The organism is Pseudarthrobacter defluvii, from assembly GCF_030323865.1.
Lineage (GTDB): Bacteria > Actinomycetota > Actinomycetes > Actinomycetales > Micrococcaceae > Arthrobacter > Arthrobacter sedimenti.
Window position 1 is genome coordinate 929816 of sequence record NZ_CP066362.1, and the last position, 24603, is coordinate 954418.

At 66.0% G+C, this 24603-nt stretch carries 28 protein-coding genes; 12 read left to right on the forward strand and 16 right to left on the reverse strand.

The features are described from left to right. Nucleotides 1-11: 11 nt before the first annotated feature. Both JCQ34_RS04375 and JCQ34_RS04380 read right to left on the reverse strand, forming a co-directional pair. Nucleotides 12-1235 (reverse strand): mechanosensitive ion channel family protein, encoded by a 1224-nt coding sequence (locus tag JCQ34_RS04375; protein WP_434738945.1) that lies wholly within the window; start codon nt 1233-1235, stop codon nt 12-14. A 118-nt stretch (nt 1236-1353) separates the two neighbouring features. After that, nucleotides 1354-1761 (reverse strand): DUF1304 family protein, encoded by a 408-nt coding sequence (locus JCQ34_RS04380; protein WP_286402256.1) that lies wholly within the window; start codon nt 1759-1761, stop codon nt 1354-1356. A 113-nt stretch (nt 1762-1874) separates the two neighbouring features. On the opposite strand from JCQ34_RS04380, the gene JCQ34_RS04385 reads away from it, so the two are divergent. Next, nucleotides 1875-2210 carry a cupin domain-containing protein gene (locus JCQ34_RS04385; protein ID WP_286402259.1) on the forward strand — a complete coding sequence of 112 codons (336 nt, stop codon included), beginning with the start codon at nt 1875-1877 and terminating at the stop codon, nt 2208-2210. Here JCQ34_RS04385 and JCQ34_RS04390 read toward each other — a convergent pair. The 12 genes from JCQ34_RS04390 to JCQ34_RS04445 form a co-directional block, all read right to left on the reverse strand. Next, nucleotides 2156-2428 (reverse strand): hypothetical protein, encoded by a 273-nt coding sequence (locus JCQ34_RS04390; RefSeq protein WP_286402262.1) that lies wholly within the window; start codon nt 2426-2428, stop codon nt 2156-2158. The genes JCQ34_RS04385 and JCQ34_RS04390 overlap by 55 nt on opposite strands. Nucleotides 2429-2539: 111 nt before the next feature. Continuing rightward, the gene (locus JCQ34_RS04395) at nt 2540-3190 is read right to left on the reverse strand and encodes a hypothetical protein (RefSeq protein ID WP_286402265.1); all 651 of its coding nucleotides are present in this window, start codon (nt 3188-3190) and stop codon (nt 2540-2542) included. Between the two features lie 240 nt (nt 3191-3430). Next, nucleotides 3431-4672, reverse strand: a complete 1242-nt coding sequence (locus JCQ34_RS04400) for an MFS transporter (RefSeq protein WP_286402268.1) — start codon at nt 4670-4672, stop codon at nt 3431-3433. A gap of 166 nt (nt 4673-4838) precedes the next feature. Further along, on the reverse strand, nt 4839-5024 hold the full coding sequence (locus tag JCQ34_RS04405) for a hypothetical protein (RefSeq protein ID WP_286402271.1): 186 nt from the start codon (nt 5022-5024) through the stop codon (nt 4839-4841). Nucleotides 5025-5038: 14 nt separating this feature from the next. After that, the gene (locus JCQ34_RS04410) at nt 5039-6292 is read right to left on the reverse strand and encodes an AGE family epimerase/isomerase (RefSeq protein WP_286402275.1); all 1254 of its coding nucleotides are present in this window, start codon (nt 6290-6292) and stop codon (nt 5039-5041) included. A 38-nt stretch (nt 6293-6330) separates the two neighbouring features. Further along, entirely contained in the window at nt 6331-7074 is a 744-nt protein-coding gene (locus JCQ34_RS04415) for a sulfite exporter TauE/SafE family protein (RefSeq protein WP_286402278.1), read from the reverse strand. Continuing rightward, complete coding sequence (locus JCQ34_RS04420) at nt 7075-8514, reverse strand: NAD-dependent succinate-semialdehyde dehydrogenase (protein WP_286402281.1); 1440 nt, start codon at nt 8512-8514, stop codon at nt 7075-7077. A gap of 64 nt (nt 8515-8578) precedes the next feature. After that, a complete protein-coding gene (locus tag JCQ34_RS04425) occupies nt 8579-9394 on the reverse strand; it encodes a carbohydrate ABC transporter permease (RefSeq protein WP_286402283.1) in 816 nt (271 codons plus the stop codon). A 4-nt stretch (nt 9395-9398) separates the two neighbouring features. Next, nucleotides 9399-10355 (reverse strand): carbohydrate ABC transporter permease, encoded by a 957-nt coding sequence (locus tag JCQ34_RS04430; protein WP_286402285.1) that lies wholly within the window; start codon nt 10353-10355, stop codon nt 9399-9401. Beyond that, nucleotides 10352-11641: an ABC transporter substrate-binding protein gene (locus JCQ34_RS04435; RefSeq protein WP_286402288.1), complete on the reverse strand. Its 1290-nt coding sequence runs from the start codon at nt 11639-11641 to the stop codon at nt 10352-10354. The genes JCQ34_RS04430 and JCQ34_RS04435 overlap by 4 nt, the downstream gene beginning before the upstream one ends. A 107-nt stretch (nt 11642-11748) precedes the next feature. Then, nucleotides 11749-12633, reverse strand: a complete 885-nt coding sequence (locus tag JCQ34_RS04440; protein WP_286402291.1) for an aldolase — start codon at nt 12631-12633, stop codon at nt 11749-11751. 21 nt (nt 12634-12654) lie between these two features. After that, complete coding sequence (locus JCQ34_RS04445) at nt 12655-13557, reverse strand: PfkB family carbohydrate kinase (protein WP_286402294.1); 903 nt, start codon at nt 13555-13557, stop codon at nt 12655-12657. Nucleotides 13558-13694: 137 nt separating this feature from the next. Between JCQ34_RS04445 and JCQ34_RS04450 the strand changes: the two genes are divergently transcribed. From JCQ34_RS04450 to JCQ34_RS04490, 9 genes are all read left to right on the forward strand, one after another. Next, a complete protein-coding gene (locus tag JCQ34_RS04450) occupies nt 13695-14837 on the forward strand; it encodes a Gfo/Idh/MocA family protein (protein ID WP_286402297.1) in 1143 nt (380 codons plus the stop codon). A 71-nt stretch (nt 14838-14908) separates the two neighbouring features. Next, the gene (locus JCQ34_RS04455; protein ID WP_286402299.1) at nt 14909-15691 is read left to right on the forward strand and encodes a DeoR/GlpR family DNA-binding transcription regulator; all 783 of its coding nucleotides are present in this window, start codon (nt 14909-14911) and stop codon (nt 15689-15691) included. After that, nucleotides 15688-16605: a 2-hydroxyacid dehydrogenase gene (locus JCQ34_RS04460; protein ID WP_286402301.1), complete on the forward strand. Its 918-nt coding sequence runs from the start codon at nt 15688-15690 to the stop codon at nt 16603-16605. The genes JCQ34_RS04455 and JCQ34_RS04460 overlap by 4 nt, the downstream gene beginning before the upstream one ends. Before the next feature lie 31 nt (nt 16606-16636). Next, complete coding sequence (locus JCQ34_RS04465) at nt 16637-17104, forward strand: SRPBCC family protein (protein ID WP_286402303.1); 468 nt, start codon at nt 16637-16639, stop codon at nt 17102-17104. An 8-nt stretch (nt 17105-17112) separates the two neighbouring features. Beyond that, nucleotides 17113-17457, forward strand: a complete 345-nt coding sequence (locus tag JCQ34_RS04470; protein ID WP_286402305.1) for an iron chaperone — start codon at nt 17113-17115, stop codon at nt 17455-17457. Between the two features lie 73 nt (nt 17458-17530). Next, the gene (locus tag JCQ34_RS04475) at nt 17531-17854 is read left to right on the forward strand and encodes a hypothetical protein (protein WP_286402307.1); all 324 of its coding nucleotides are present in this window, start codon (nt 17531-17533) and stop codon (nt 17852-17854) included. 253 nt (nt 17855-18107) lie between these two features. Then, entirely contained in the window at nt 18108-18494 is a 387-nt protein-coding gene (locus JCQ34_RS04480) for a VOC family protein (protein ID WP_286402309.1), read from the forward strand. A gap of 134 nt (nt 18495-18628) precedes the next feature. Beyond that, nucleotides 18629-18979: a cupin domain-containing protein gene (locus JCQ34_RS04485; protein WP_286402311.1), complete on the forward strand. Its 351-nt coding sequence runs from the start codon at nt 18629-18631 to the stop codon at nt 18977-18979. Between the two features lie 161 nt (nt 18980-19140). Then, nucleotides 19141-19422, forward strand: coding sequence for a hypothetical protein (locus JCQ34_RS04490; protein ID WP_286402312.1), 282 nt, complete (start codon nt 19141-19143; stop codon nt 19420-19422). A gap of 129 nt (nt 19423-19551) precedes the next feature. Here JCQ34_RS04490 and JCQ34_RS04495 read toward each other — a convergent pair whose 3' ends face one another. Together JCQ34_RS04495 and JCQ34_RS04500 are read right to left on the reverse strand one after the other, a co-directional pair. Continuing rightward, a complete protein-coding gene (locus tag JCQ34_RS04495; protein ID WP_286402313.1) occupies nt 19552-20808 on the reverse strand; it encodes an MFS transporter in 1257 nt (418 codons plus the stop codon). After that, nucleotides 20805-21266, reverse strand: a complete 462-nt coding sequence (locus tag JCQ34_RS04500; protein WP_286402314.1) for a MarR family winged helix-turn-helix transcriptional regulator — start codon at nt 21264-21266, stop codon at nt 20805-20807. Before JCQ34_RS04500 ends, JCQ34_RS04495 begins: the two co-directional genes overlap by 4 nt. A gap of 206 nt (nt 21267-21472) precedes the next feature. Between JCQ34_RS04500 and JCQ34_RS04505 the strand changes: the two genes are divergently transcribed. Further along, complete coding sequence (locus JCQ34_RS04505; protein WP_286402315.1) at nt 21473-22090, forward strand: SOUL family heme-binding protein; 618 nt, start codon at nt 21473-21475, stop codon at nt 22088-22090. A gap of 440 nt (nt 22091-22530) precedes the next feature. After that, nucleotides 22531-24603, forward strand: a complete 2073-nt coding sequence (locus JCQ34_RS04510; RefSeq protein WP_286402316.1) for a beta-galactosidase — start codon at nt 22531-22533, stop codon at nt 24601-24603.

Here is a 24603-nt window from a genome sequence, read left to right on the forward strand (position 1 = left end):
CGCAGCAGGATTTAGTTCCGGGAGGCCAGGTTCCGGTCGCGTTCCTCGAACACCTCGTCACCCGGTCCGGAGAAGGCGCGGGACCGCTCAACCGCCTCGATGGAGCCGGTGAAGAGCTGCGACTCATGGGGATCTGCGGCGTGCGTGCCGGCAGCAGCGGGCGAACCCAGCCCGCGCAGCGGTGTCCGGGGGCGGGTGCCTGTGCCGCCGTCGTGCGCCTGATTGCTGTCCGCTGCCTGCTCCCAGCGCTGGTGCGGCAGGGCCTCCGGGTGGTTCTGCTGGAGGAAGGTGACCATGGTTTCGCGCACCAGGCAGCGCAGGTCGAAGAGTGCCGCGCTGTCCGCGGCGCTCACCAGGATCCGGACGCGGACAAAGCCGCCGGTGGCATCCGTGATCTGCAGGACCCCCACGCGTTCGTCCCACAGCTCGGTACCGGCCAGGGCCCGGCGCAGTTCGGTGCGCATGTCCTCCACCGGCGCACGCCAGTCGAGGTCGAACTCCACGGTGCCCATCACCTCCGACTGGCGGCGGGTCCAATTCTCGAAGGGCGTGGTGGTGAAGTAGGTCGACGGCAGGATCAGCCGGCGGTCGTCCCAAAGGTGCACCACCACGTAGGTCAGCGTGATTTCCTCGATCCGGCCCCACTCCTTCTGCACCACCACCACGTCATCCACACGGATGGCATCGGTGAAGGCCAGCTGCATCCCGGCGAACACATTCACCAGGGACGTCTGCGCGGCCAAACCGGCGACGATGGAGATCACTCCGGCGGACGCCAGCAGGCCGGCACCGAGCGCCTGGATGGCGGGGAACGTCAGCATGGCGGTGCCGACGGCGAGCACCACCACCAGCGCCACGGCAATCCGCCGCGCCAGGATCATCTGCGTGCGCAGCCGCCGCGCCCGCCGGTTGTCCGCCACGTCCACGCTGTGCCGGGTCAACACCACGGCCTCCACGATCAGCAGCACCGCAATGGCCAGCCAGGCCACCGCGCCGATGAGGGCAATGAGGAGGAAGTGGTCGACGCCGGCGTGCCAGCTTTCGTTCCCGGCCGTCAGCCCCAGCGCGGTACGGACGCCCACCAGGCACAGTGCCAGCCGCAGGGGCTGGCGGGCCACCCGGGAGGTGGCCTGCAGCTCGGGCCGTTTCCGGTTGAGCTTCAGGACGATCTTGCGGAGCAGCCAGGACAGTGTGAGTCCGGCCAGCACCGCCAGGGCCGTGGCGATAAAGGGCAGGGCGGGATTGAGGACGTCTAGCACCTTTTAACGTTTATCAAGCATGTGCCGGGCCTTCGAAATCGGGCCTGCCGGGGCGTGTCCGGAACGTGGCACCAGCCCGGCGCAGGAACCCGGCTTAGGGTCCCAGGGGCAGCAGGATCAGGGTAACCAGGGCCGGGAGCGTTGCCGCGAGGGTCCCCGGCAGGCTCTCCCACTTCCTGGGGTAGTGCCCTTGGAGGTCTGCCAGCAGCATGGTGGGGGCGGTGAGGACCATGTTGGCGCAGCAGTAGACCACCAGCGTGTAGCCGACCACGAGCTGTCCCGAGTTGGCGGCGACTACGCCGGCGAGCACGCCCAGCGCAATCACCAGGTTCTTGTATCCCGTGGGAATGGCCCACATCATCACCGCCGGCACGTTCTCGGGCGGCGTGCTCAGGAATTTCTGCGCCCACCGGCTGCGGCGAAGGAGGAAGCTCTCCACCGGAAACACGAAGATATAGATGACCGCGGCGAGTACGGCGAAGATCTGCGCTACAGCATTCATGCTCGAAGATTAGGACCGGCCCTGCGGTTGCTCCATCCCCACGAAAGGGGATTGTAGGGCGGTGCCGCACACCCGGGGTCCCCTGCGGGAAGAACGCGGGTAGCCTTGGGCGCATGCAGAAGATATCTATCGACGCGCTGGCCCGGCAGCAGCTCGAGGCTGCTCTGACCTCCACCAATGGCCGTGCTGCCGACACGGTATACGGCGGCCATGAGAAGATCCTCCGGCAGACGGTCATGGCCATGAAGGCCGGAACGCAGCTGAGTGAGCACCAGAACCCCGGCGACGCTACCGTCTTCGTGGTCCAGGGCTGCGTGAGCCTCAAGGCCGGCGGGGAGTCGTGGCAGGGCAAGACCGGCGACTTGCTGATCGTCCCGCCCGGCCTGCACAGCCTTCACGCCGAAGAGGACTCCACCTTCCTGTTCACGGTGGCGAAGTACCGCAACTGAGCCGTGCTTACTGCGGTCAGCACACTGTCAACGGGCAGGGACGCCAATAGTGCCCTCAGCCGCGGCGACGGCGCCGGGACGTCGACCGTCCTGAGCTCCCGGACCTGCAGCAACAGGTCCCAAAGAACTGGATCGTCTGTGCGGCCGGCCCCTTCCAGCAGTTCCTGGACAGCGCGCTCGTCATCCAGAATGCGTTCCTGCAGGGCCTTGTCTTCCACGATCTCTCCCTTCAACTCCACCGAAAGGGTCCGAGAGTCTCCGGACGGGCGGCAGGTGAGCGCTGCGCCGGAACGTTGGCCATCCCGGCGCAGCCGCACATCGCTGGCAGGCTACCGCTGTCCGCCGTGCTTGGCGCCGTTGCCTGCGGCCTGGTGGCCCCCGGCGTTGGAGGCGGGTGCACCCTGGTGCTGCTCCTTTACCTGCTGCTTTAACTGGCCCTCCTCAGGCGTTGCAGCTGCCTCGCTGCCGTCCTCGCCGCCTCCGGGAGCGGCAACAGTGGCGCAGTAGGCGCCGACGCCGCCTTCCCCGCCGGCTGCGCGGACCAGGGCCGCGTAGGCCGTGGACGAAGTACCCAGGCCGCCGTTGCTGAACGCGTTGCACAGGCCAAAGGCGGCAGGGCCGAATGCGTCAGGTCCTGCTGGAGTGGACGTCTGCGACGGTTCAGGATCAGCCGTTTCCGTGGGGGCGGGCTCCGGTGACTCGGTTTCTGTCGCCGTTGGTGCCGGGTCCGGAGCTTCCGTCTCGGTTTCGGTGGGGGTGGGATCTGGGGATTCGGTTTCCGTCGCGGTGGGGCTCGGGGACGGTGATTCAGTTTCGGTTGCTGTGGGGCTCGGCGACGGCGATTCGGTCCCGGCAAGGACAGACGGCGCGTCCGGTGACGATTCTGCCATCGCGGCAACGCCTGTGCCGCCAACCGCCAGCGCGCCTGCTGCGAGCACAGTCATGGCGAGCTTGTTGCCTGAAAAGGTGAAGAAAGACATGAGACCCTCCGTTGACGAATTTCTGGATTGCGTTCAACTTCCGCGGAGTTGCCCCCGCACTTAATGAATCGAAATCCGCGTCACGGAGGTTACGGGTCTCCAAAAATCTTGTGACGGATTTGTCAAAATCTCTGCCGGGCAGCCCTGAAATGACCCCAGAACCATCGATTGCTCCGCACTTGTCGTTCTGGGCGTTCAAAACGACAGTTACGGAGCAATCGATGAAGGGGTGGTTTGGGGTTATGCCGGGTCCTGGACCTTGTCGGCCACGGGGCGGGGCTCCAGCCAGATCCGCTCCCGCGGGCCGGGCGGGTAGGCATACCTTTTTCCAGCCAGGGTGATGACGAACGCGGCCACCACAGGGATCGCCGCGGCGGCCGGAACCAGCAGCGGGCCGCCAACCACCAGGGCGGCCGAACCGTAAAGCGCTCCGATGGTGATGCCCAACTGGATGGTCAGGACGGTGAGTCCGTTGGCGGCCTCGCTGTATTCGCCGCCGGCACGAAGGATCGCGGACTGGTTGTAGATGCCAATGGCGCCCAGGCCGGCTCCCCAAACGGTCATCAGAACCAAGGCCAGGACGAGGTTCCCTACCGCAAGTGGAAGGAGGAACATCGAAGCGGCGATGGCCGCCGTCGTAATCAAAAGCGAACGGCGGGGACGGGAATCCACGGTGAGCCCGGCGATCCAGATGCCCAGCAGGCCGGAACCGCCCAGAACTGTGAGGGAGAGGCTGGTGGCATAGTCCGGCAGGCTCGCCTCACGGATGAACGGCGCGATGTACGTGAACAGGGCAAAGTGTGCCAGCACCAGCAGGGGCCAGGCAATCGCCACTGACTTCACGCCGGGCTGGCCGATCGCCTTGCGCAGGGACGGGCGGGCGGCGTCGCTGATGCGCTGGACCCGGGGGAGCAGCCAGAACGCGAGAACGGTCAGCACCACACCGAATCCGGCGAGCACCATGAATGCGGCACGCCAGCCCAGGAAGCCGCCCAGGGCCGTTCCCACCGGGGCCCCGATGGCCAGGCCCAGGCTGTTGCCGCTGAACACGATGGCCAGGGCCTTGCCTACCTTGTCCGCGGGCACCACCCGTGACACGAACGGCGCCATGGTGGTCCAAAGCAGTCCGTGCGCCAGGCCGCCCACCAGCCTGGCGATCATCGCGGAGGTGAAGTCCGGGGCCAGTCCCACCAGTGCATTGCTGAGGGCGAATGTCAGGACCAGGCCCACCAGCAGGGCGTGCCGCGGGATCTTCCCCAGCAGCCGGGCGGCCGGAACCACCGTTACCACAATGACGGCGGCGTAGGCGGCTGCCAGGTATCCGGCCACCGGCTCGGACACGCCCAGGCCGGTGCTGATCTGCGGCAGCAGCCCGGACGGGAGGAGCTCGGTGGTGATGGCAGTAAACGCGATGGTGGCCAGGACCACCATCGCGGCGTAGGGAAAACGGGTAGGGGACGGCGCGGAAATCGCGGAAGACATGGGGGTGCGGTCCATTCAAGGGGAGGGCTTGGAATGCGGCTCGGCTCGCCGGACAATTCCTCCATTAAATTTACCGGACCAGAGGGCCTGTCACAGACGTGACACGGTCACCCGCACTCCCGCCCGCAGTGCCCCAGCATGAGCTTCGCGACCGGCTGGAACAGGACTACCGGCCGCCGAAGTCCGTGTCCGTGTAGGACCCAGGCCGGCGGCCGGCGCTTTGGCAGGCACAGCTGCCCTGAACCTCGATGCGCACCGCTGCCGGCACACCCGGATCGACACGCAGGTTCAGGGTTTCAGCACCTACCGCGGTGACATGCAGGACAGCTTCTTGGGAGGAAATGGCAGACATTCGATGTCCTTTTCTTAGACGTGGGTTTGGTTGATTCGGGAATCGAGCAGGCCTGCTGCGAGTGCCGGCGCCAGTCCGGGGGCCAGCGGAAGGCGCGGAACCACCAAGCAGTGCCACAGGTGGTAGATGTCGGCCTTGCCGGACCAGACAGTCGAGCTGACATTGCCGTTCTCGTCGAGTTCCTGCTTCCAGGATCCGTGCTCGTAGTCGATGAACCAGTCGCGGGCATGGTCCCAGATCCGCTCATACCAGTCCGCGTACTTCGTCTCGCCGGTGGCAAGGTAAAGGGCTGCCGCGCCTCCAATGGCCTCCGCGGGAACCCAGCGGATGCGGGTGGTGACAACCGGCTTTCCCTCCCAGTCCACGGTGTACACAAATCCCCGGTGGCCGTCCGGTTCCCACGCGTCGCGGATGGCGGCGTCGAACAGGCCCCGGGCGTCTTCGAGGAGCCAGGCCGGGACGTCCAGGCCGCGGGCCTCTAATCCAGCGCGAAGGTGGAGGAGCAGCCGCGCCCACTCCACCCAGTGGCCCGGCGTTCCGCCGTAGGCACGGAACTGGCTGGCCCGGTCATCGGTGTTGTACTCCGGCATCGGGTTCCACTCCGGGTCGAAGTGCTCGAACACCCGGTAGTTGTTGTTGCGCGCGAAGTCGTGGATGAGCACCTCGGCGATGTGCAGCGCCCGTTCGATCCAGCGGTTCTCCCCGGTCACGTCGGCGACGATCAGGTAGGCCTCCACCGAGTGCATGCTCGCGTTCCCGCCGCGGTAGGCCTCGGTTTCGGTGAATTCCCGGTTCCACGAGTCGAAGCACATGTTGGCCTGGTGGTCCCAGAACTTGGTGTCGGCTATCCGGAGTGCTTCGTCGAGCAGTTCCCGGGCTCCCGGGCGCCCCGCGGCAACGGCACTGGCGGCAGCCAGTAGCACGAAGGAGTGCTGGTAGCCGGACTTGGTGTCGTTCACGGGCCCGTTCGCGTCCACCTCGGCGTACCAGCCACCGAACTCGTCATCGTGGAGGACGCCGTTGAGTGCGTTGATGCCGTGGTCCACGAGGGTCGCAGCGCCCGGCCGTCCCATCAGCGCGGCGACTGCGAAGCTGTGTGTCATTCGGGCGGTGATCCAAAGATGAGTTGGCTTGTCGGCGAATACCTTGCCGTAGTTGTCCAGCCAGCCGAAACCTGTGGATACTTTCGACGCCTCGGCGAAGCGGATCAGCCGGTCGGTTTCCGCCTCAAGCCATCGTGCGTGGGCGGCACTTTCGAGCCAGGTCATGTCATGTCCTCTTTCTGGTAGGAATGCGGGATGTCGGGTCAGGCGGCGGCGTCAAGCACGCCGCGGATGATGGTGGCCGCCGCTCCCAGGTAGGCCAGGATGATCAGCAGTATCTGTGCGGCGCGGGCGGGGACGAACTTTGACGCGAGGTCGCCCAGCACCAGCCCGGCCAGGCACGCCACGGCAACAGCCACCCACATGCCCAGCGGCATCGCGGGGAAGGTCGCCGGGGCGGTGATGGCCTTGGAGATGAGCGAGAACGTTCCGATGGTGAAAAAGTACGGCTGCATGGTGGCCGCGAAGGACTTGTGCTGCCACCGGGTGGCGATGGAGTACATGCTGACGGCCGGACCGCCCACCCCGGCCGCCGTGTTCATGAACCCGCTGAGGCCGCCGGCAGTGAAGAGGTAGCGGCGGCGCTCCGGCAGGGTGGCGGACTTCAGGACCAGCAGGACCGTCAGCCCGGCGGCCAGGAGAACCCCAATGGAGATTTCCAGGACCGGCGCCGGAATGAGGCGGATCAGGAACGCCGCCGGGATGATGCCCAGCAGCGCCGAGGCCGCGAGCAGCAGGTAGCGCTTCCAATCGATGTCCCTGACCACCCGGAAGATGATGGCCCCAGCCGTCACGGCGCCGCACACGTTCACCAGCACCACGCCTTCCACCGGCCCCAGGAGCAGGACCAGGAAGGGGGCGGCCACCAGGGCGAAGCCCATCCCGGTGATCCGCTGCATCCCCGCTCCCATGACGACGGCGCCCAGCACCAGCCCGGTGGTCAGCATTTACGGCCTCCAGGCCACGTACTGGACCTCCTCGAACTCCTCCAGGCCCAGGCTCGATCCTTCCCGGCCCAGACCGGACTGTTTGGCACCGCCCATGGGGGCGAAGGCTACGGAGGGCAGGGGGTCGTTGACGCCCACGATCCCGGCTTCGAGTTGCTCCGGGATGTCCCAGCCGCGCCTGGGGCTGCCGCTCCAGACGTAGGCGGCCAGGCCCATTTCGGTGGCGTTGGCCTTGCGGATGGCTTCTTCCTCCGAGGAGAAGGTGACGACGCCGGCTGCCGGGCCAAAGACTTCCTCGGTCACCAGCGGTGCGTCGTCGGGGACGTCGGCCAGCAGTGTGGGCGCCAGGAAGGACCCTTGTGCGGGGACGGACGTCCGTTGCGTCACCCGCCGCGCGCCGCGCTCTTCAGCGTCGTCCACCAGTGCCTGCACCGCGGACACCCGGTCGGCGTCGATGACCGGGCCGAGGTCCGGAACCGGTGCGCCGTCGTCGGGAACGCCGTGGCCGATGCTCATTGCATCAAAGCGTGCGCCCAGCTTCTGCGCGAACTCCTCTGCGATGCTGTCCTGCACCAGGAAGCGGTTGGCCGCCACGCAGGACTGGCCGGTGTTGCGGAGCCTGCCCAGGATGGCACCCTCGACGGCGGCGTCCAGGTCGGCGTCCTCGAAGACGATGAACGGCGCGTTGCCGCCCAACTCCAGCAGGGGCCGGACCACGCGCTCCGAGGCGGACGCCATGATCTGCCGGCCGACTCCCGTGGAGCCGGTGAAGCTGACGGCGCGGACGGCCGGGTGGGACATCAGGGCGGCGGTGATTTCGCGGGAGGGGCCGTGGACCAGGTTGACCACGCCGGCTGGGAAGCCGGCGTCGTGCAGGACCTCGAACAGCCCGGTGGCAGCCAGCGGGGCCTTCTCGGACACCCTGCCCACCACCGTGCAGCCGGCGGCGAGCATGGCCGCGAGCTTCCGGGCCTGGATGGAGACCGGGAAGTTCCAAGGTGTGAGGCTGAGGGCCACGCCGATCGGTTTCCGGGTGCTGAGGTGCCTCCGGCCCTGCAGTTCGGGCGGGCTGACGGTGCCGGTGGTGCGGCGCGCTTCCTCGGCGAACCAGCGGAAGTACTCCACCGAGAAGTCCACCTCGCCCTGCGCCTCCGGGAGCCGCTTGCCGGCTTCCAGTGCCAGGGTGTGCGCGAGTTCGTCCCGGCGATCCGCAAGGAGTTCGGCTGCGGTGCGCAGCAGGTCTGCCCGCTGCCGCACCGTGGTGCGGGACCAGGAACCGAATGCTTCGGCGGCAGCGTCGGCGGCTTTGGTGGCGTCTCCGGCGGTTCCCCAGGCCACCTCGCCCACGGTGCTGCCGTTGCCCGGGTCAGTCACGTCCTTGGCGCTTCCGGCGGTGTGCCAGCTGCCGTTCACAAGGTGCCTGGCTGATTTGAGGTTCATGAACAGTGCCTTTCGTTGGCGGGAAGGGTGCTGCCGGCCGCAAAGCCGGCCGCCGTCGTCGTACTCATCCCTTGCTGGCTCCCGCCGTGATGCCGGCAACGAAGTAGCGCTGCAGGAAGACGTAGGCCACCACAACGGGCAGCGATGCCAGGATCACGCCGGCGAACAGGAGCGGGTAGTTGGTCTGGAACTCGCCCTGGAAGCTCAGCAGTGCCAGCGGCAGGGTGCGGTTGCCGGGGGTCTGGATGAACAGCAGCGGGTACAGTAGTTCGTTCCAGTGGATGACAAACAGGAAGATCGCTGCGGCGGCGATGGAGGGTGCGGAGAGCGGCAGGGCGATGGAGGAGTAGGTCTTCCAGGGTCCGCTGCCGTCGATGGAGGATGCTTCGTAGAGCTCCTTTGGCAGGGTCCGCATGAACCCGCCCAGGATGAAGACGGCGATGGGCAGTGTGGACACTACGTTGGCCAGGATGAGGCCGGCCAGGTTGTCCAGCAGGCCCAGTCGGCCGAACAGCACGTAGAGCGGCACCATGTTGGCCTGCGCGGGGATGGCCATGCCCAGGACCAGGAACCCGAAGATGGCCCAGGACATGAACCCCTTCAACCGGGACACTGCGTAGCCTGCAAGGCTTGCCAGGAACAGGGTGAGCGGCACGGAGATACCGGTGACGATCACGCTGTTCATGAAGGACGAGCCCAGGTTCTGGCCGCCCACCACCTCGGCGAAGTTGTCAGGTGCGAGGGAGTGCGGCAGGCTGAACGGCCCAGCGAACAGTTCCTGGGTGGATTTGAAACTGCCGAAAGCCACCACGGTAAGGGGAATGATGATGATGACCGCGTAGATGGCCAGGATGGCGCGGCGGCTGAGTGAGGCGAGCATGCTGTTAGTCCCCCTTCGGGGTCAGCCGGAGCAGGCGGCGCTGGAGCCAGGTGACCAGGGCGATCATCGCCATGAAGATGATCGACTGGGCGGCGGCGTAGCCGAACTCCGAGTTGGCAAAGGTGCTGTAGATGCGGGTGGACAGGATGTCCAGGGAGCTCTTGGGCGGGTTGCCCGCGATGCCCAGAATCAGGTCGAACGCCTTGAATGACTGCACGGTGGTGTAGGCCACCACAATGGACGTTGCCGGGGCCACGAACGGCCAGGTGATGGACTTGAATTGCTGCCACTTGTTGGCGCCGTCCATTTCCGCCGCTTCGTAGAGTTCCTTGGGGATGGCCTGGAGTCCCGCGATGTAGACCACCATCATCTGGCCCGAGTGGAACCACACCTGGGTGACGGCCACCCAGTACAGGGCCTGGGCGTCGTTGCCGAGGTAGGCGCCCCCGTCCACCCCCACGGTTCGAAGGACCGAATTGGCCAGCCCGAAGTTGGGGTCGTAGATGAACTTCCAGATGAAGGCCACCGACACCGAGGACAGGATGGTGGGGAAGAAGAACAGGGCGCGAAGCAGGATGCTGCCGCGTGAATTCTTCGTCAGGAGCAGTGCCAGCACCAGAGAGAACAGGGTCTGGGCGACCACCACCAGCAGCACGAACTTCAGGTTGTTGGTCAGTGCGTTGGTGAACAGCGAATCCTTGGTGAACGCCCGGATGAAGTTGTCCAGGCCCACGTAGTTGAACGCCGCGGAGAAACCGTTCCAGTCCGTGATGGCGTACTGGAAGGCCTGCAGCGTGGGCATCACCAGGAAGAAGGCGACGACGGCGACGGCGGGCAGCGGGAAAAGGTACAGCGCCGGATTCACCCGTGTGGGGGAGCGGCGGCGGACCTTGGCAGGGTTTGCAGGCGCTGGGCTGTCCGTTGCTTTGCGTTTGGCAGCAGTTCCGGGATGGATACTCATAGCCGTTCGTCAACAATCTTCTGGGCGGCAGCGGCTGCCTGCTCCGGGCTGGTGCCGGAGATGACGGCCGTGGCGCTGGCCTCCACCGCGTTGCGGACATCCAGGTTGTTGAACTGGAACCTGGCGGCGAGCGCGGTCTTCTTCTGCAGCCAGGGGCTCAGCCGCTTCAGGTCCGGGTTGGTGTACTCCACCTTGTCCACGGACACGTGCTGGGCCGTTTGGTTGGCGTAGTAGCCGGCGTTCTCCGGCTCAGAGAGGAAATCGATCCAGGCTGCCGCGGCCGCCTGGTTCTTGCTGGCCGAATTGACGCCAAGGATGAACGTGGCGTTGTAGGCGCCCTCATACTTGCCCTTGCCGTCGGAGGTGGTGTTGGGGAACACCAGGTCGATGGGGAACTTGGCGCCCAGTCCGCGGACGGCGGCCAGGTGGTACGAACCGGTGGCCAGCATGGCTGCCTTGCCCTGGGAGAACAGGTTCTGGGCGGGCTCCACCGCCGTTCCGGTGGCGTTGGGCTGCACGAACCGCTTCAGGTCCTTGTACTGGTTGAGCATCTTGATGAACCAGTCGTCGGTGCACTTGAGCTTGCCCTGCTCGATCTGGGCGCACATGTCGTCCACGGGGGCGTTGTTGGCGATCATGCAGTTGAACAGCTGGCCACCGTTTCCCACGTCGCCGCCGGGCCAGGAGATGGGGATGACACCGGCGGAGGCGAGCTTTTCGCACATGGCCAGGAACGCGTCCCAGTTCTTGGGGGCGATCTCCGCGCCGGCTTTGTCGAAGAGGTCCAGGTTGGCCATGGGCATGGGGAACACCACCTGGTACGGCAGGCCCAGTTGGCTGTCACCGTTCTGGCCCGCGGACAGCAGGCCCTTCTGGTAGTTCTTTACCGCCTGGCTGTCCTTGAGTTCGGTGTAGATCCCCGCCTCGGTGAAGTTCTTGAACTGCGCCCCGCGGAAGGTGGCAAACGCGTCACCGATGGAGCCGCCGCGCAGCTTCTGCAGCGCCTGGGCGTTGTAGTCGTTGGACGTGGAGATGTCCTGGGCAACCTCTACGCCGTCGTGCTTTGCGGCGAAGCGCTTGATGAGCTCGTCGAACACGGCCTTGTCCTCGCCGCGCCAGTGGGCGAACGACACCTTCCCGGTGACGGCGCCGGCGGAGGGGGCCGCCGGTCCGGAGGCGCCAGCCGGCTTGGTGGAGCCGCCGGGCCCGGCGCACGCTGCCGCAGCGGCGCCGAAGCCAAGGGCCCCGAGAAGGGCGACTGCCTGCCTGCGTGAAATCTGACTCACAATAATCTCCTCGTTGAGTGTTTGCTGTGCCTTGTTTGCTTACTGCGTTTGCTTTGCTTACTGCGGAAGGGTTTGCCCCGGGGCACGCTGCGGCGCGCCACCGGTGCCTAGGCGTGGGTCCTTTGGGCGGAGACGGCCTCGTCAACTACGGCGCAGAGGCGCTGCAGCCGGCGGACGGCGTCGGTGGACAGGGATTCGACGACGTCGGGGGCGCCGATGCACGACGCCCAGACGGCGCGTCCGGACAGGAAGCCACTGGCACCTTCCAGGCACGCCCACCGGACAGCATCGGGGAAGACGTCCTCGGGAACACCGGAGGAAAGGACCACCCAGGGGCCGTTGATGGCCTTGGTCAGTTCGGCGCAGGCGCCGCGGACTTCATCCTCGGAAGCCTGTCCCTTGAAGGGGACCTCGGCCTTGTAGAGGTCGGCGCCAAGGCTGCCGAGCTCCTTGGCTGCGGCCAGGATTCCGGCGTTCCAGTCGAAATCGCCGCCGGCGAGGGGCTTGCGCGAGACGGGTTCGATGATGCTGATCAGTCCGGCAGCCCGGCAGCTTTCGACAAATTCCCGGACCATCGCCACTCGGCCCTCGGCGGGCTCGTCCGGGCGGTAGAGGACCAGGAGTTTCAGGGCCTTCGCACCCAGGGCCTTGTACTTGTGCGGGTCCACCAGCTTGTCGATGGTCACCTCGCCTACCAGCTCGCCGTGCGCGGACTCGAAGTGGTCGGCGGAGGCGATGAGTCCGCAGCCAGGGTCCACCACCCCGGCGTCGATGGCCTGGTCCAGGGCGAACTGCCGGTCGATCAGGATGCCTGACGCATAGGGGCTGAGGATCCGGGCGGCTTCGAGCTTGAAGTCTCGGAGGTCCTCGTCGGTGACCGGCTGGTCGGTGTGTTCGGCGAACATGTTGCGCATGGCTTCGCGCTGGTCGACGGCGAGCATCGCGAAGGCGCCTGACGGGCGCTGGAGGGGGGAGAGGTCTGTGGGGCTCATGGGCTGCTTCTTTCAGCTGGTTCAGATGGAGGCTGGGACGGAATTGATGGTCTGGTGCGGGATGGCGGAGCGGCCGTCCAGGCCGCCGCAGGAGGCGGAGGCCGTGCGGCCGGCGAATGCCGCGGCTTCCACGAGTGGAAGCCCGGCGGCGACGGCGGCGAGCAGGGCGCCGTGGTACACGTCTCCGGCGCCGAGGGTGGAGACGATGCTTGCGGGAGTGGCCGGCACGTGGACGGGTTCGCCGCCGGGTTCCAAAACCCAGGCGCCGTCGGAGCCGGCGGTGGCGACGACGGCGGAGGCGCCGGCGTCGATCGCTTTCTGCAGGAGCGCTGCAGGGGAGAGGTCCTCGCCGTACTCTGCTTGGAGCCTTTCAATGGTGGGGACATAGAGGGCGACGCCGCGGGGGCTGAAGCCCGGGATGGGATTGCCGGCGTCGACGCTGATCTTCAGTGTCCCGGGACGGCCGGAGGCGCTGGCCACGGCGTTCCAGCCCAGGTGGTCCGTGTGGACCCACGCCGCGGACTGCAGCAGTTCGGAGAAGCGGCCGCCTGCGGGGAAGCTGACCGGCGGGACCGGGCGGGTGACGATTGCCCGGCTCTCCGTGGCGCGGCTGACCACGATCACGCTGGCGCCGGTTTTGACACCGGCGTCCCGGACCACGGCGGACGTGTCCACGCCCTCGGCCTCCAGGCCGTGGATGATGCGGTCACCTTCCTCGTCGGTACCCAGGACTCCTGCGAAGGCTGTCCTTGCCCCTGCCCGGGCTGCTGCCACAGCTGCGGTGGCCGCCGGGCCGCCGCCCGCCGTCGCGAAGTCCGTGGCTACCGTGCGGCTGTCCGCTGCGGGGTAATCCTGCACCAGGGCAATGGAGTCAAGAGTGGCGCATCCTACGAAGAGCAGCGTTCCAGTTGACGTTTGTGGCACGTTCCACCTCGTTGTAGTTCCGGCTGGTACTGAAGAAATATACACACGCTATGTTGGAAAAACAACACTTTCTGTATAGTTGTGTTTGGGATGCAACGCCGCGGTCCCCCACTCAACGTAGAGAAACGGAGCAGCTCATGTCAGTGCCTACTGCGGAACCAGTACGGACAATCCGGTACGGCCTTATCGGCGCCGGCCATATGGCCCGCGAACATGTCAGGAACCTTGCCCTGATCCCTGGAAGCCGGATCACCGCAGTCTCGGATCCCACGCCGTCGTCCCTGGCGGAGACGGCCAGGGAGATTGGCCATGAGGTACGGACCTTCCCCACCCACAACGAACTGCTGGCCTCAGGGCTGGTGGATGCGCTGGTCATTGCCAGCCCCAACGACACGCACCTGGGGATCCTGAAGGACATCTTTGCCAGCGGAACCAACCTGCCCGTGCTCGTGGAAAAGCCGGTCTGTACCAGCGCGGAGCAGGCAGACGAACTGGAAGCGCTCGCCGCCAACTATCCCGCGCCGGTATGGGTGGCCATGGAATACCGCTACATGCCGCCGGTGCAGGAAGTCATCCAAGCGGCGCACGGCGGCAAGCTGGGTAACATCTACATGCTCTCCATCGTGGAGCACAGGTTTCCGTTCCTGCACAAAGTGGATGCATGGAACCGCTTCGCCGAACGCACGGGCGGCACCCTGGTGGAAAAGTGCTGCCACTTCTTCGACCTGATGCGGCTGATCCTGCAGGACGAGCCTGTCCGCGTTTACGCCAGCGGCGGCCACGACGTGAACCATATGGACGAGGTCTACGACGGCCGGGTCTCCGACATGTTGGACAACGCCTACGTGATCGTTGACTTCAAGGGCGGCCGCCGGGCCATGCTGGAACTGTCCATGTTCGCGGAAGGATCCAAGTTCCAGGAGCGGATCTCCATCGTGGGTGATGAGGCCAAGATCGAAACCCTTATCCCGGTGGCTGCCAACCACTGGATTCCCGGCGATGAGGCGGAAGCCACCGTGGAGTTCAGCCCGCGGTCCCCGCTGGGCCCGGAAAAGCACGAGGTTCCGGTGGACGAGGCTGTCCTGGCCGCCGGCGCGCACCACGGCTCCACCTACTACGAACACCTAGGCTACCGGAAGGCGATCCTGGGCGAAGGGCCGGTGGAGGTTACCGTGGCGGATGGCCTCCAGTCGGTGCGGATGGGCCTGGCCGCTGAACGGTCTATTACGGAAGGCCGCCCTGTTGAGCTTGGCAATGCCGCCATCGGGGTACGTTCATAAGAAGATACGTGTTGGAATTGCAACATCCCGCCAGGCTCCAGCCCGGCACATTGGGGAGGGAAGAAGGGGTTATGAGCACCGCACGGAAAGAGGGTGCGCTGACGCCTCGTCAGCGCACCATCCTGGACCAACTGGGCAGGCGCGGTTTCATTTCCACGACCGACCTGGCGGAGACGTTTGCAGTTTCGGACATGACGGTCCGGCGGGACACGCGCGTACTGTCCAAACTGGGCCTGGCCAGGGTGGTCCATGGCGGCGTCAGCGCCATTGACGGGCACGGCCAGAATGCAGACTTCGCCGCCCGGGTCCGGGAAGACGCGGCTGCCAAGCTGCGGGTGGCGCGTGCCTGCGTATCTTTGATCGGCGAGCGGGACGCCATCATCCTGGATGCCGGCACCACCACCTACCAGATCGCGCAGGAGCTGCCCACGGCCTTTACGGGCACCATCATCACGCACTCCGCGCCCGCCATCCAGCGCTGCCTGCAGCTGACCGAGGCGCGCACCATCTGCCTGGGCGGTGAGCTGCTGCTGGACAGCCAGGCCTTCAATGGCCCCATGACCGTCAGCGCGGCGGCCGGCCTGCGCGCCAAGACGGCCTTCATCGGTGTGTCCGGGATCCACGACGAGGCGTTTTACATTGAGCGGGATGTGGAGCGCGCCACTAAGATCGCCCTTATGAATTCGGCGGAACAGGTGGTGGTGGTGGCTACCCACCAAAAGATGCTGCGGTACGCGTTGGCGCGGCTGGCAGCTTTCGATGCGGTGGACGTCCTGGTGACCGATGCACCGCCGCCCCAGGAAATCGAAGACGCGCTGAATGCCGCGAACGTGAAGCTGATGGTCGCCGCATGACGGGCCGGCTGCGGGTGTGCCTGCCCGACCAAAGGCTCATCGACGCGCTCGAGCCGATGGACGGCGTCGAATTCGTCCGGTGGGACCTCACCGGACCGGCGCCGGAAGGCCGGCTGGACCTGCTGGTTCCGGGCTACATGGGCAAGCCGGCGGCGCTCGCCGCGCTGGAGGGCGTCGACGTCGGCCTGGTGCAGAGCCAGTCCATCGGGTACGACGGCGTCGCGGCGGTTTTGCCGGCGGGCGTCACCTTCGCCAACGCGGCCGGAGTGCATGAAACGTCGACGGCGGAACTCGCCGTGGGCATGATGGTGGCCTCCCAGCGCGGGATCCCGGACTTCGTCCGGAACCAGGAGACCGGGACCTGGGACAACAGCCAGCGTCCCAGCCTGGCCGACCGGCGCGTGCTGCTGGTGGGCTACGGGGGAGTGGGCAAGGCCATCGAGGCGCGGCTCCTGCCGTTCGAAACGGAAGTCACCCGCATGGCCAGCCGTGGGCGGGAAGACGAACGTGGGACCATCTACGGAATCGATTCGCTCTATGAGCAGCTGCCGCTGCACGAGATCGTGGTGGTCAGTGTTCCGTTGAGTGAGCAGACCCAGCAGTTGGTTGACGCCAAGTTCCTGGCGGCCATGCCGGATGGTGCCTTGCTGGTCAACGTGGCCCGCGGCCCGGTTGCGGATACCGACGCGCTGCTCTCCGAGGCCTCGACCGGCCGCCTCCGGGTTGCCCTGGACGTGACCGATCCGGAACCGCTGCCGGCCGACCACCCCCTGTGGACCAGCCCCGGCGTGCTCATCACCCCGCACGTGGGCGGCGCCAGCTCTGCCATGTTCCCCCGGATGGTCCGGCTGCTCAGGAAGCAGATCGGCCTCCTGCTCGAGGGCAGGGACCCCGTGAACGTCGTCCTCCCTTAACGCCAGCGGCTCCGGCCCCTATGCTGGGCCCATGTCCACTTTTGAAGTCCGCCGCACTGCGGTCATCCCTGCCTCCCCGGAGCAGATCTTCCCGCTGGTCAACAACTTCCATGAATGGACCGCCTGGTCCCCCTGGGAAACGATTGACCCGGGCATGAGCCGCCGTTACTTCGGCAACGAGGCCGGCGCCGGCGCGGGGTACGAGTGGAGCGGCAATCGCAGGGCCGGCAGCGGCACGATGGAACTCACAGAATCCGTACCCGCCAGCCTGATCCGGATCCGGCTGCAGTTCACCAGGCCGTTCAAGGCACTGAACCCCACCACGTTCAGCTTCACCCCGGTGGACACCGGTACCGAGGTGACCTGGCGGATGACGGGCGAGAACAAGGGCCTGGGCAGGGTGTTCGCACTGTTCATGGACATGGACAAGATGGTGGGCGCCGACTTTGAGCGGGGCCTCGCCGCACTGGCCTCCACGGTTGCGGCCAGGAAGAGCTGAGGTTCCCGGTGGGGGCCGTGGACGAGGCGCTGGCTGCGCTGGATGAACCCGACCGCAGTTGCCTGCAGCATGTGGTGGAGACTGCACGCTCGCTGGCTCCCGAGGCCACGCAGGGGATGAGTTACGGCATGCCTGCCCTGAAGCTCGAGGGCAAACCGCTGTTGGCAGCCGTCCCGGCGGCAAAGCACCTTTCGATCTTTCCCTTTTCCTCGGCAGTGGTCGAAGCGGTGGCCGGACGCTTGGAAGGGTACTCGCTGTCCAAGGGGACCATCCGCTTCACCGCTGACCACCCCGTGCCCGACGACGTGCTGGCGGACATCGTCCGCTTGAGGATGGCGGAAATCCGGAAGTAGGGAGCGCTGGGATCCGGCTTCAACGGGACTTATGGTCCTTTCGGCTGCGGAAGCTGCTGCCTAGCCTGATGCCATGGCTGACACTCTCGCATCCCTTGCAGACTCGTTTAAGAACATGGGCGTCACCCGCGCTTACGGGACTCCCGTGAACCTCGGCGGGGAGGAAATCGTGCCCGTGGCGCTGGTGTCCTTTGGCTTCGGCGGCGGCACGGAATCGGAAGACGGGGCCTCCGGCGGAGGCGGCGGCGGTTTCGTTGTCCCGCTCGGCGTGTACCGCACAGTGAACGGTAAACCTGCTTTCCGCCCCAACACCATCGCCGCCCTGGTCTGCCTGGTTCCCCTGGTGTCTGTAGTGGGCGCTGCCCTGCGTAAGGCAATCTGGGTGGCACGTAAGTAGCAGGCTGAAGCTGCTTTAGGGCCGATTAAATCCCCTATTTCGCCGCGGGATTTTCGGTTCCATAATGGCCTCGTAGACTTCGGGGACCCCGCGTCGATGGTTGCGTCGATGGTTGCTGCCAGCACGGCAAAACGGGATTCCAGGTGGCCGCCCCGGCACTCGGCGGGAAGGACGGCCACATGGCCCGGCGGGCACGTCCGGACCGGCTCGGGGGAGAGCGTCGCCATCGCAACCGCAAGGAGAGTTGTTTGTCATGCTCAAAGATATGGAACTCATGGCCGTCCTGCCTGCCAAGGATATCGACCGGGCCAAGGAGTTCTACCGGGACAAGCTGGGCCTTGAGCCGGCCCAGACTATCGAAAACGAGAATTTGATCTACCGATGCGGCAAGGGGACCGGCTTCCTGCTGTATCGGACGGACAACGCCGGTTCGGCCAAGAACACCCAGATGGCGTGGGGTGTCCAGGACGTGGAGAAGGAAGTGGAGGAGCTCCGGGCCCGCGGGGTGGTGTTTGAGGACTACGACATGCCAGGCCTCAAGACCGAAAACGGCATCGCCACCATGGAGGGCATGGGCAAGGGTGCCTGGTTCGTGGACAGCGAGGGCAACATCCTGAATATCTCCTCGTTGCCGGCCTAAGGGCACGTCGCGCCAATGCAGGCGCATCAATCAAGGTACGACGCCGGCACGTGCCGCCCAGAGCACCCGCACCCGGGTGCGTGGCAGCGGCAGGCCGGCGCCGCCGTCGTAAGCGGGCATAGAAAGGAAGGGCAATGGGCGGGGAAGAAGCGGTGCCTGAGTCGACGGGCGTCTCGGTGGAGCTGCTGGCGACTGTTGATCTTGCCGGCGAGATTGACGGCATGGAAGGCCGGCAGCTGCGGATGAGGATGGTGACCATCGAACCGGGCGGCGTCTTCGGCCCACTCCATGATCACAAAGGCCGTCCCGGCACCGTCTACGTCCTGCAGGGGACTGTCACGGAGCATCGGGACGGCGCCGTCGCTGAGTATGGGCCCGGTGTGGGGTGGAAGGAGGACCGGCACACCACCCACTGGCTGGAGAACCGGGGGACGGTACCGGTAGTCGAAATCTCGGTGGACATCGTGAACCAGGCGCCGCAGTGAACCCGCAACCTGGGGGCTCTTGTGGCCGCTCGTATGAAGGATGCCGTCATTTTCAGATTCGGTACGGCAACCACGTGATTTAACGGCACGGTTGTGGTTATCTTTTTCCTTACCCGTGGTTGAGCAGTCAGCTGGCTAGGCAGTCATGAGAGCCCTCCCTGGTGAAACTCATAGCTCAACAATTCGCAGCTCAAGAAGTTAGAGCTCAAGAAGCGCATTCCTGGTTCCATCCGCCCGGCGGTACGGCCCCGGGCCGGGTTTTCCATGCCTTCGACGGCTGGGCCCTGGTTCCGGCCGCCGACCTCCTCATGCTGCGCCACGCCATCGAACGCTCCGGTGCTGAGCTTCCCGGTGCCGAACTACGCGAAGCTGAGGCCATCCTGCGCTCTGTGGAGCAGGAGCTCGTGCGCCGGTCCGCAGTCCTGCCCCCGCCTGGGGGATGACATCGTCTGCAGCTGCACCCCAAGTTGCAGCTGCGGATTGCGGCGGACCCATCCAATGGCCGCCGCCACCGGTGGGCCGGTGCCGGTGTTGGGGGACCGGCCCACGGGTCAACTTTCGTCCCAGCCCTCCTAAACGGCGGGCTCGCGCCGGCCCAAGGCCAGGCGGAGCGCGCCGCGAAGGGTGAGCCGGTTCCGCCTGGTGACCGCGACCACAGCGGCGATACCTGCGAGCAGCACCACGATGCCGCCCACCGCAACGGACCAGCGGGCTCCGAACTGGCTTCCGATCCAGCCGACCAGTGGCGAACCTATGGCGGTGCCGCCTTGCAGGATGGCCAGATACAGGGCCAGCACTCGGCCGCGGAACCGGGGCTCCACCGAGAGCTGGATGCTGGTGTTGCAGCTGTTCAGGAAGGTGATGGACGCCAGGCCCACGGGAATCAGGATAGCGGCGTAGACCCAGAAAGTTGGTGCGATGCTGCCCAGTATGGTGGAGATTCCCAGTCCCAGTGCCCCTCCCAGCAGGAACCGCAGCCGGGGGCCGGAGCGGCGCGCCGCCAGGAGGGCACCGGCCAGCGTGCCTACGGCCATGATCGAGCCGAGGAGCCCAAATTCACTTGGCCCCATGCTGAATTCGGTGGTGGCCATCAGTGAGTTGATGACGGGGAAGTTCATGCCGAACGCGCCAAGGATGCCCACCAGGACCATGATCAGCATCAGGTCCGGCCTGCGGCGCACATACCTGATGCCTTCGGCCACCTGGTGCTTGTTGCGCTCTCCCTTTCCGGCCGGGGCCGGCTGGCTAACGCGGATCCGGAACAGTGAAATCAGGACGGCGGCGAAGCTGGCGGCGTTGAGCAGGAACACCGGGCCCGTGCCCACCCACGCGATGAGCACCCCGGCGATAGCCGGGCCGGTGAGCCTCGCGGTGTTGAAGGACGCCGAGTTCAGGGCCACCGCATTGGAGATGTTTTCCTGGCCCACCAGCTCGGAAACGAAGGCCTGCCGCGCCGGCGCGTCCACCGCGCTGGCCAGGCCGAGGCAGAACGCCGCCACATAGGCATGCCACAGCTGGGCGGTACCGGTGACCACCAGGAGTCCGATGGCAAGGCCGGTGAATCCCATGGCCAGCTGCGTCCACATGAGAATGATGCGCTTGCGGTAGCGGTCCGCCAGCACGCCGCCGTAGGGGCCGAACAGCAGCATGGGCAGGAACTGCAGGCCCGTGGTGAGGCCGACGGCGGCACCCGAGTGGTCGGTGAGGACAGTCAGCACCAGCCAGTCCTGTGCCACCCGCTGCATCCAGGTGCCGATGTTGGAGACGATCGTACCGCTGGCCCAAATGCGGTAATTGGGGTTTTCGAGGGCCCGGAACATCGCGCTCATTTACCACTCATTTCCTGCATGATCCGGGCTGCGCGGCTGAGGATGAGCCGGTCTTCCTCGCTGAGGCCTGCCACGCGTTGGGCCAGCCAAGCGGTCCGCTGGCTCCGGGCTTCCGCCAAAACTGTCCTGCCGGCGTCCGTGATGTCCACGCGGACCTGCCGGCCGTCGTCGGGATCGGCGCTCCTGGTGACGAAGCCCTGGTCGGCCAGCGCGTTGACGATCCTGGTCATGGACGGTGCCTGGACGTGCTCACTCTTGGCTAGATCCCGCAAAGTGCTTGGGCCGCTGCCGTTCAGCAGGGCGAGGACCGTGTACTGGCCGGGGGTGATGGCGTCACCGGTGGCCTCAACGCGGAGCCGGCGCGAAGTGCGCATCACGGCGGTGCGGAGATCGATGGCGAGGGTGTCGGGGGCGGTGGGGTCGGCGGCTGCAGTGGTCTTGGTTTGGGTGGCTGGCATAAAAGCGGGTGCGCCTCCTGCTGGCGTTCTTTAGCGATGCTAATTAGTTCTGCTAACTATTATGCTTCGCCTGCTTATCACATGGCAATGGCAGGCAGCGTGGGCTTGGCAACAGTTCGGGGTGCGATGCGAGTCGTCTGACCCCGGCCCGGTAGAGTCCTTCGGTCTGGCCGCGCCCGTCCGGCCGGCGTAGGCTCTGCTGCACCATGACCGAGCAGCAGCCTTATGAGTTGGTCCGGCGCTATCCGCATTTCGAGTTGCGCCGGTACCCGGACTATGTCGTCGCCGAAGTGACGGTGACGGCCGGCTTTGACCGCGCGGGGAACGCCGCTTTCCGCTATCTTTTCAACTACATCAGCGGCAACAACACTGCCCGGCAGAAACTGGCCATGACCGTCCCCGTGCTCCAGGAGCCGCAGCCGGGGCCGCAGAAGCTGGCCATGACCGCCCCGGTGCTCCAAAGCGGACCGCTGCCCGGTTCCAAACAGCCCGCTGAATTCACGGTGGCCTTTGTGCTCCCGGCGGACGTGACCGCCGAAACCGCCCCTGTGCCCGCGGACCCGAAGGTCAGGGTCCGGGCGGTGCCGGGTTCGCTCGCCGCGGTAGTGGGATTCTCGGGCAGCGGTTCCGGCTCTGCATTTGAGAAGCGGAACAACGGTTTACAAGCCGCCCTGACGCTGGCCGGACTGACGCCTGTGGGCCCGCCCCGGTTCGCCCGCTTCGACCCGCCGTTCAAGCCGTGGTTCCTGCGGCACAACGAAGTCGTCCAGGACGTGCGGGAGCCTGGGCCGGGGAGGCCGCCCCGGGCAACTGACTCGGAGTAACCCATCAACGCCCGCTCACCTTTCGCGGGATTTCCGATGACGCCCGCTCACCTTTGGCGGGATTTCCGATGACGCCCGCCCACCTCTGACCGCTTACCGGGCGACACCCTCACGTTCCACGATGGGCGGCTGCACGCCCCATGAGGTGTCGGGACGCCCCATGAGGTATCGGAATATTTCCGTTCGTACCCGCGGGCTTCCGATACTTTCCATTCTGCGGTTGGAAACTGGTGACGCTGCGGTGCCCGGATGTTGTTGCTCCTGCATCGATATGAGGCTTCTGCCCACTGTTGGTGCACTCATTCCGGCGGCAAGGCGGATAAATAGTTATCTCCCACTTCCCCTACCCCTGTTGTTATTGCTGAAACTTACGATACTTTCTCTGTGATGCAGGTCGCACTGGTGGGTGCCGCGGCCAAAATGCCAACCAAAGGACAATGATGACCAGCGAGCATAGCGCCAGCACCTCCCAGCACCGTCTCAAACGCCTGCATGAGCGCCTTGGCGGGATCGCCTACGGCGGCGACTACAACCCCGAGCAATGGCCCCGGGAGGTGTGGAACGACGATGTGCGCCTTATGAAGGAAGCCGGAGTCAACCTGGTGACGTTGGCTGTTTTCTCCTGGAGCAGGCTTGAAACAGCAGACGGGGTGTATGACTTTGGCTGGCTGGACGACATCATGGACCTGCTGCACGCGAACGGGATCGGTGTGGATCTGGCCACCCCTGGCGCGGTCCCGCCGGCGTGGCTGATCGCCCAGCATCCGGACATCCTCCCCGTCCTGGCTGACGGCAGCACCTTTGGATTCGGGTCCCGCCAGCACTTCGACGTTTCCCACCCCGCATACCGGGAAAAGTCGCTGGCGATGGCCGAAAAGATGGGGGAGCGCTACGCCCAGCACCCGGCCTTGTGCATGTGGCACGTCAACAACGAATACGGCCCGGTTTCCTACGGTCCGCACGCCGATCGGGCCTTCCGCTCATGGCTGCAGGAAAAATACTCCAACTTGGAAGACCTAAACCGGGCCTGGAGCACGGACGTCTGGGGCCAGGTCTACTCCGACTGGTCACAAGTGAACGCGCCCGCCCAGCCCCGCACCTGGTCAAACCCCTCCCGCCGCCTGGACTACCACCGGTTCACCTCGGACAGCATGCTGGCGCACTTCACAGCTGAGCGGGACATCCTGCGCCGGCATACCCCGGACCTGCCCATCGTCACCAACTTCATGCGCTTCTACAAGAACAACGACTACTGGGCCTGGGCAGCGGAAGAGGACGCGGCGGCCCTGGATATCTATCCGGACCCGCGGGAAGAAGACGCACACGTGGCCGCGGCCCTGAACTTCGACCTGATGCGCTCGCTGCGCCGGGGCCAGCCCTGGCTGGTGATGGAACAGGCCACGGGCGCCGTCAGCCAGTGGTCCGTCAACGTCTCCAAGCTCCCCGGCAAGATGCGGCTGGGATCCTACCAGGCCATCGCCCAGGGCGCAGACTCCATCCTGTTTTTCCAGTGGCGCCAGGCCAAGGGCGGCACCGAACGCTTCCATTCCGGCATGGTGAACCATGCCGGACCCAACACACGTGTCTTCAGGGAGGTCTGCGAGCTGGGCCGGGAACTGAAGGGCCTGGCGGGCATCACCGGCACCCGCGCCGGCGCCAAGGTGGCGCTGGTGTTCGACTGGGACTGCTGGTGGGCCCTGGAACTGGGCAATTCCCCGCGCTCGGATCTGAATTACCCGCAGGAGGTCCTCCGCCTGTACCGGCCGCTTTTTGACGGAAACATCCCCGTGGACTTCGTGGATACCAAGGCAGATCTCAGCCAGTACAGCCTGGTGGTCCTGCCCGCCACATATCTCCTGACGGACCGTGCAGCGCAGAACATCGAAGACTATGTAGCCGGCGGCGGGCGCCTGGTGGCCAGCTACCTGTCAGGCATCGTGGACCAGGACAACACCATCCGGCTGGGCGGATACCCCGGCGCGCTCCGTAATGTCCTGGGTGCGTGGAGCGAGGAGATGCACCCACTCGCAGGTGAAGGCGAGGCAGTGAAGCTGACAACGGCCGACGGCGGCACGGCTTCCGCGGATTACTGGACTGAGCACCTTCACACCACGACGGCGGAGGTGGTTGCCAGTTACGCATCGGGACGGCTCACCGGCATGCCCGCCGTCACCCGCAATACCTTCGGCCGGGGCACCGCCACTTATCTGTCCGCCCGTGTGGACGACGCCTTCCTGGAGGAACTCCTCTCCGCCGAACGGACGGCTGCGGGGATCCGGCCGGAACTGGAGGTGCCGCTGGGAGTGCAGGTCCGCCGTCGTACGGGCAACGGACGCAGCTACCTGCTGGTGCTGAACCACAACGATGCCCCCGCCAGGGTGGACGTTGGATCCGGTGGGACGGACGGTATCACCGGCGCCGCGGTCACCGGCACCGTTGAACTTGCCGCGAACGGCGTACTGGTGCTGCAGGAAACACCCACAGACAACGAAACCCTGACAACGGGCCGGTAG

What these genes read in the sequence shown, in the direction of transcription:
- JCQ34_RS04380 (WP_286402256.1), bottom strand. Translation starts at nt 1,761, where the DNA reads ATGAATGCTGTAGCGCAGATCTTCGCCGTACTCGCCGCGGTCATCTAT.
- JCQ34_RS04480 (WP_286402309.1), top strand. Translation starts at nt 18,108, where the DNA reads ATGCTCAAAGATATGGAACTCATGGCCGTCCTGCCTGCCAAGGATATC.
- JCQ34_RS04385 (WP_286402259.1), top strand. Translation starts at nt 1,875, where the DNA reads ATGCAGAAGATATCTATCGACGCGCTGGCCCGGCAGCAGCTCGAGGCT.
- JCQ34_RS04465 (WP_286402303.1), top strand. Translation starts at nt 16,637, where the DNA reads ATGTCCACTTTTGAAGTCCGCCGCACTGCGGTCATCCCTGCCTCCCCG.
- JCQ34_RS04410 (WP_286402275.1), bottom strand. Translation starts at nt 6,292, where the DNA reads ATGACCTGGCTCGAAAGTGCCGCCCACGCACGATGGCTTGAGGCGGAA.
- JCQ34_RS04430 (WP_286402285.1), bottom strand. Translation starts at nt 10,355, where the DNA reads ATGAGTATCCATCCCGGAACTGCTGCCAAACGCAAAGCAACGGACAGC.
- JCQ34_RS04510 (WP_286402316.1), top strand. Translation starts at nt 22,531, where the DNA reads ATGACCAGCGAGCATAGCGCCAGCACCTCCCAGCACCGTCTCAAACGC.
- JCQ34_RS04415 (WP_286402278.1), bottom strand. Translation starts at nt 7,074, where the DNA reads ATGCTGACCACCGGGCTGGTGCTGGGCGCCGTCGTCATGGGAGCGGGG.
- JCQ34_RS04420 (WP_286402281.1), bottom strand. Translation starts at nt 8,514, where the DNA reads ATGAACCTCAAATCAGCCAGGCACCTTGTGAACGGCAGCTGGCACACC.
- JCQ34_RS04455 (WP_286402299.1), top strand. Translation starts at nt 14,909, where the DNA reads ATGAGCACCGCACGGAAAGAGGGTGCGCTGACGCCTCGTCAGCGCACC.
- JCQ34_RS04425 (WP_286402283.1), bottom strand. Translation starts at nt 9,394, where the DNA reads ATGCTCGCCTCACTCAGCCGCCGCGCCATCCTGGCCATCTACGCGGTC.
- JCQ34_RS04450 (WP_286402297.1), top strand. Translation starts at nt 13,695, where the DNA reads ATGTCAGTGCCTACTGCGGAACCAGTACGGACAATCCGGTACGGCCTT.
- JCQ34_RS04485 (WP_286402311.1), top strand. Translation starts at nt 18,629, where the DNA reads ATGGGCGGGGAAGAAGCGGTGCCTGAGTCGACGGGCGTCTCGGTGGAG.
- JCQ34_RS04440 (WP_286402291.1), bottom strand. Translation starts at nt 12,633, where the DNA reads ATGAGCCCCACAGACCTCTCCCCCCTCCAGCGCCCGTCAGGCGCCTTC.
- JCQ34_RS04505 (WP_286402315.1), top strand. Translation starts at nt 21,473, where the DNA reads ATGACCGAGCAGCAGCCTTATGAGTTGGTCCGGCGCTATCCGCATTTC.
- JCQ34_RS04460 (WP_286402301.1), top strand. Translation starts at nt 15,688, where the DNA reads ATGACGGGCCGGCTGCGGGTGTGCCTGCCCGACCAAAGGCTCATCGAC.
- JCQ34_RS04395 (WP_286402265.1), bottom strand. Translation starts at nt 3,190, where the DNA reads ATGTCTTTCTTCACCTTTTCAGGCAACAAGCTCGCCATGACTGTGCTC.
- JCQ34_RS04475 (WP_286402307.1), top strand. Translation starts at nt 17,531, where the DNA reads ATGGCTGACACTCTCGCATCCCTTGCAGACTCGTTTAAGAACATGGGC.
- JCQ34_RS04500 (WP_286402314.1), bottom strand. Translation starts at nt 21,266, where the DNA reads ATGCCAGCCACCCAAACCAAGACCACTGCAGCCGCCGACCCCACCGCC.
- JCQ34_RS04405 (WP_286402271.1), bottom strand. Translation starts at nt 5,024, where the DNA reads ATGTCTGCCATTTCCTCCCAAGAAGCTGTCCTGCATGTCACCGCGGTA.
- JCQ34_RS04495 (WP_286402313.1), bottom strand. Translation starts at nt 20,808, where the DNA reads ATGAGCGCGATGTTCCGGGCCCTCGAAAACCCCAATTACCGCATTTGG.
- JCQ34_RS04400 (WP_286402268.1), bottom strand. Translation starts at nt 4,672, where the DNA reads ATGTCTTCCGCGATTTCCGCGCCGTCCCCTACCCGTTTTCCCTACGCC.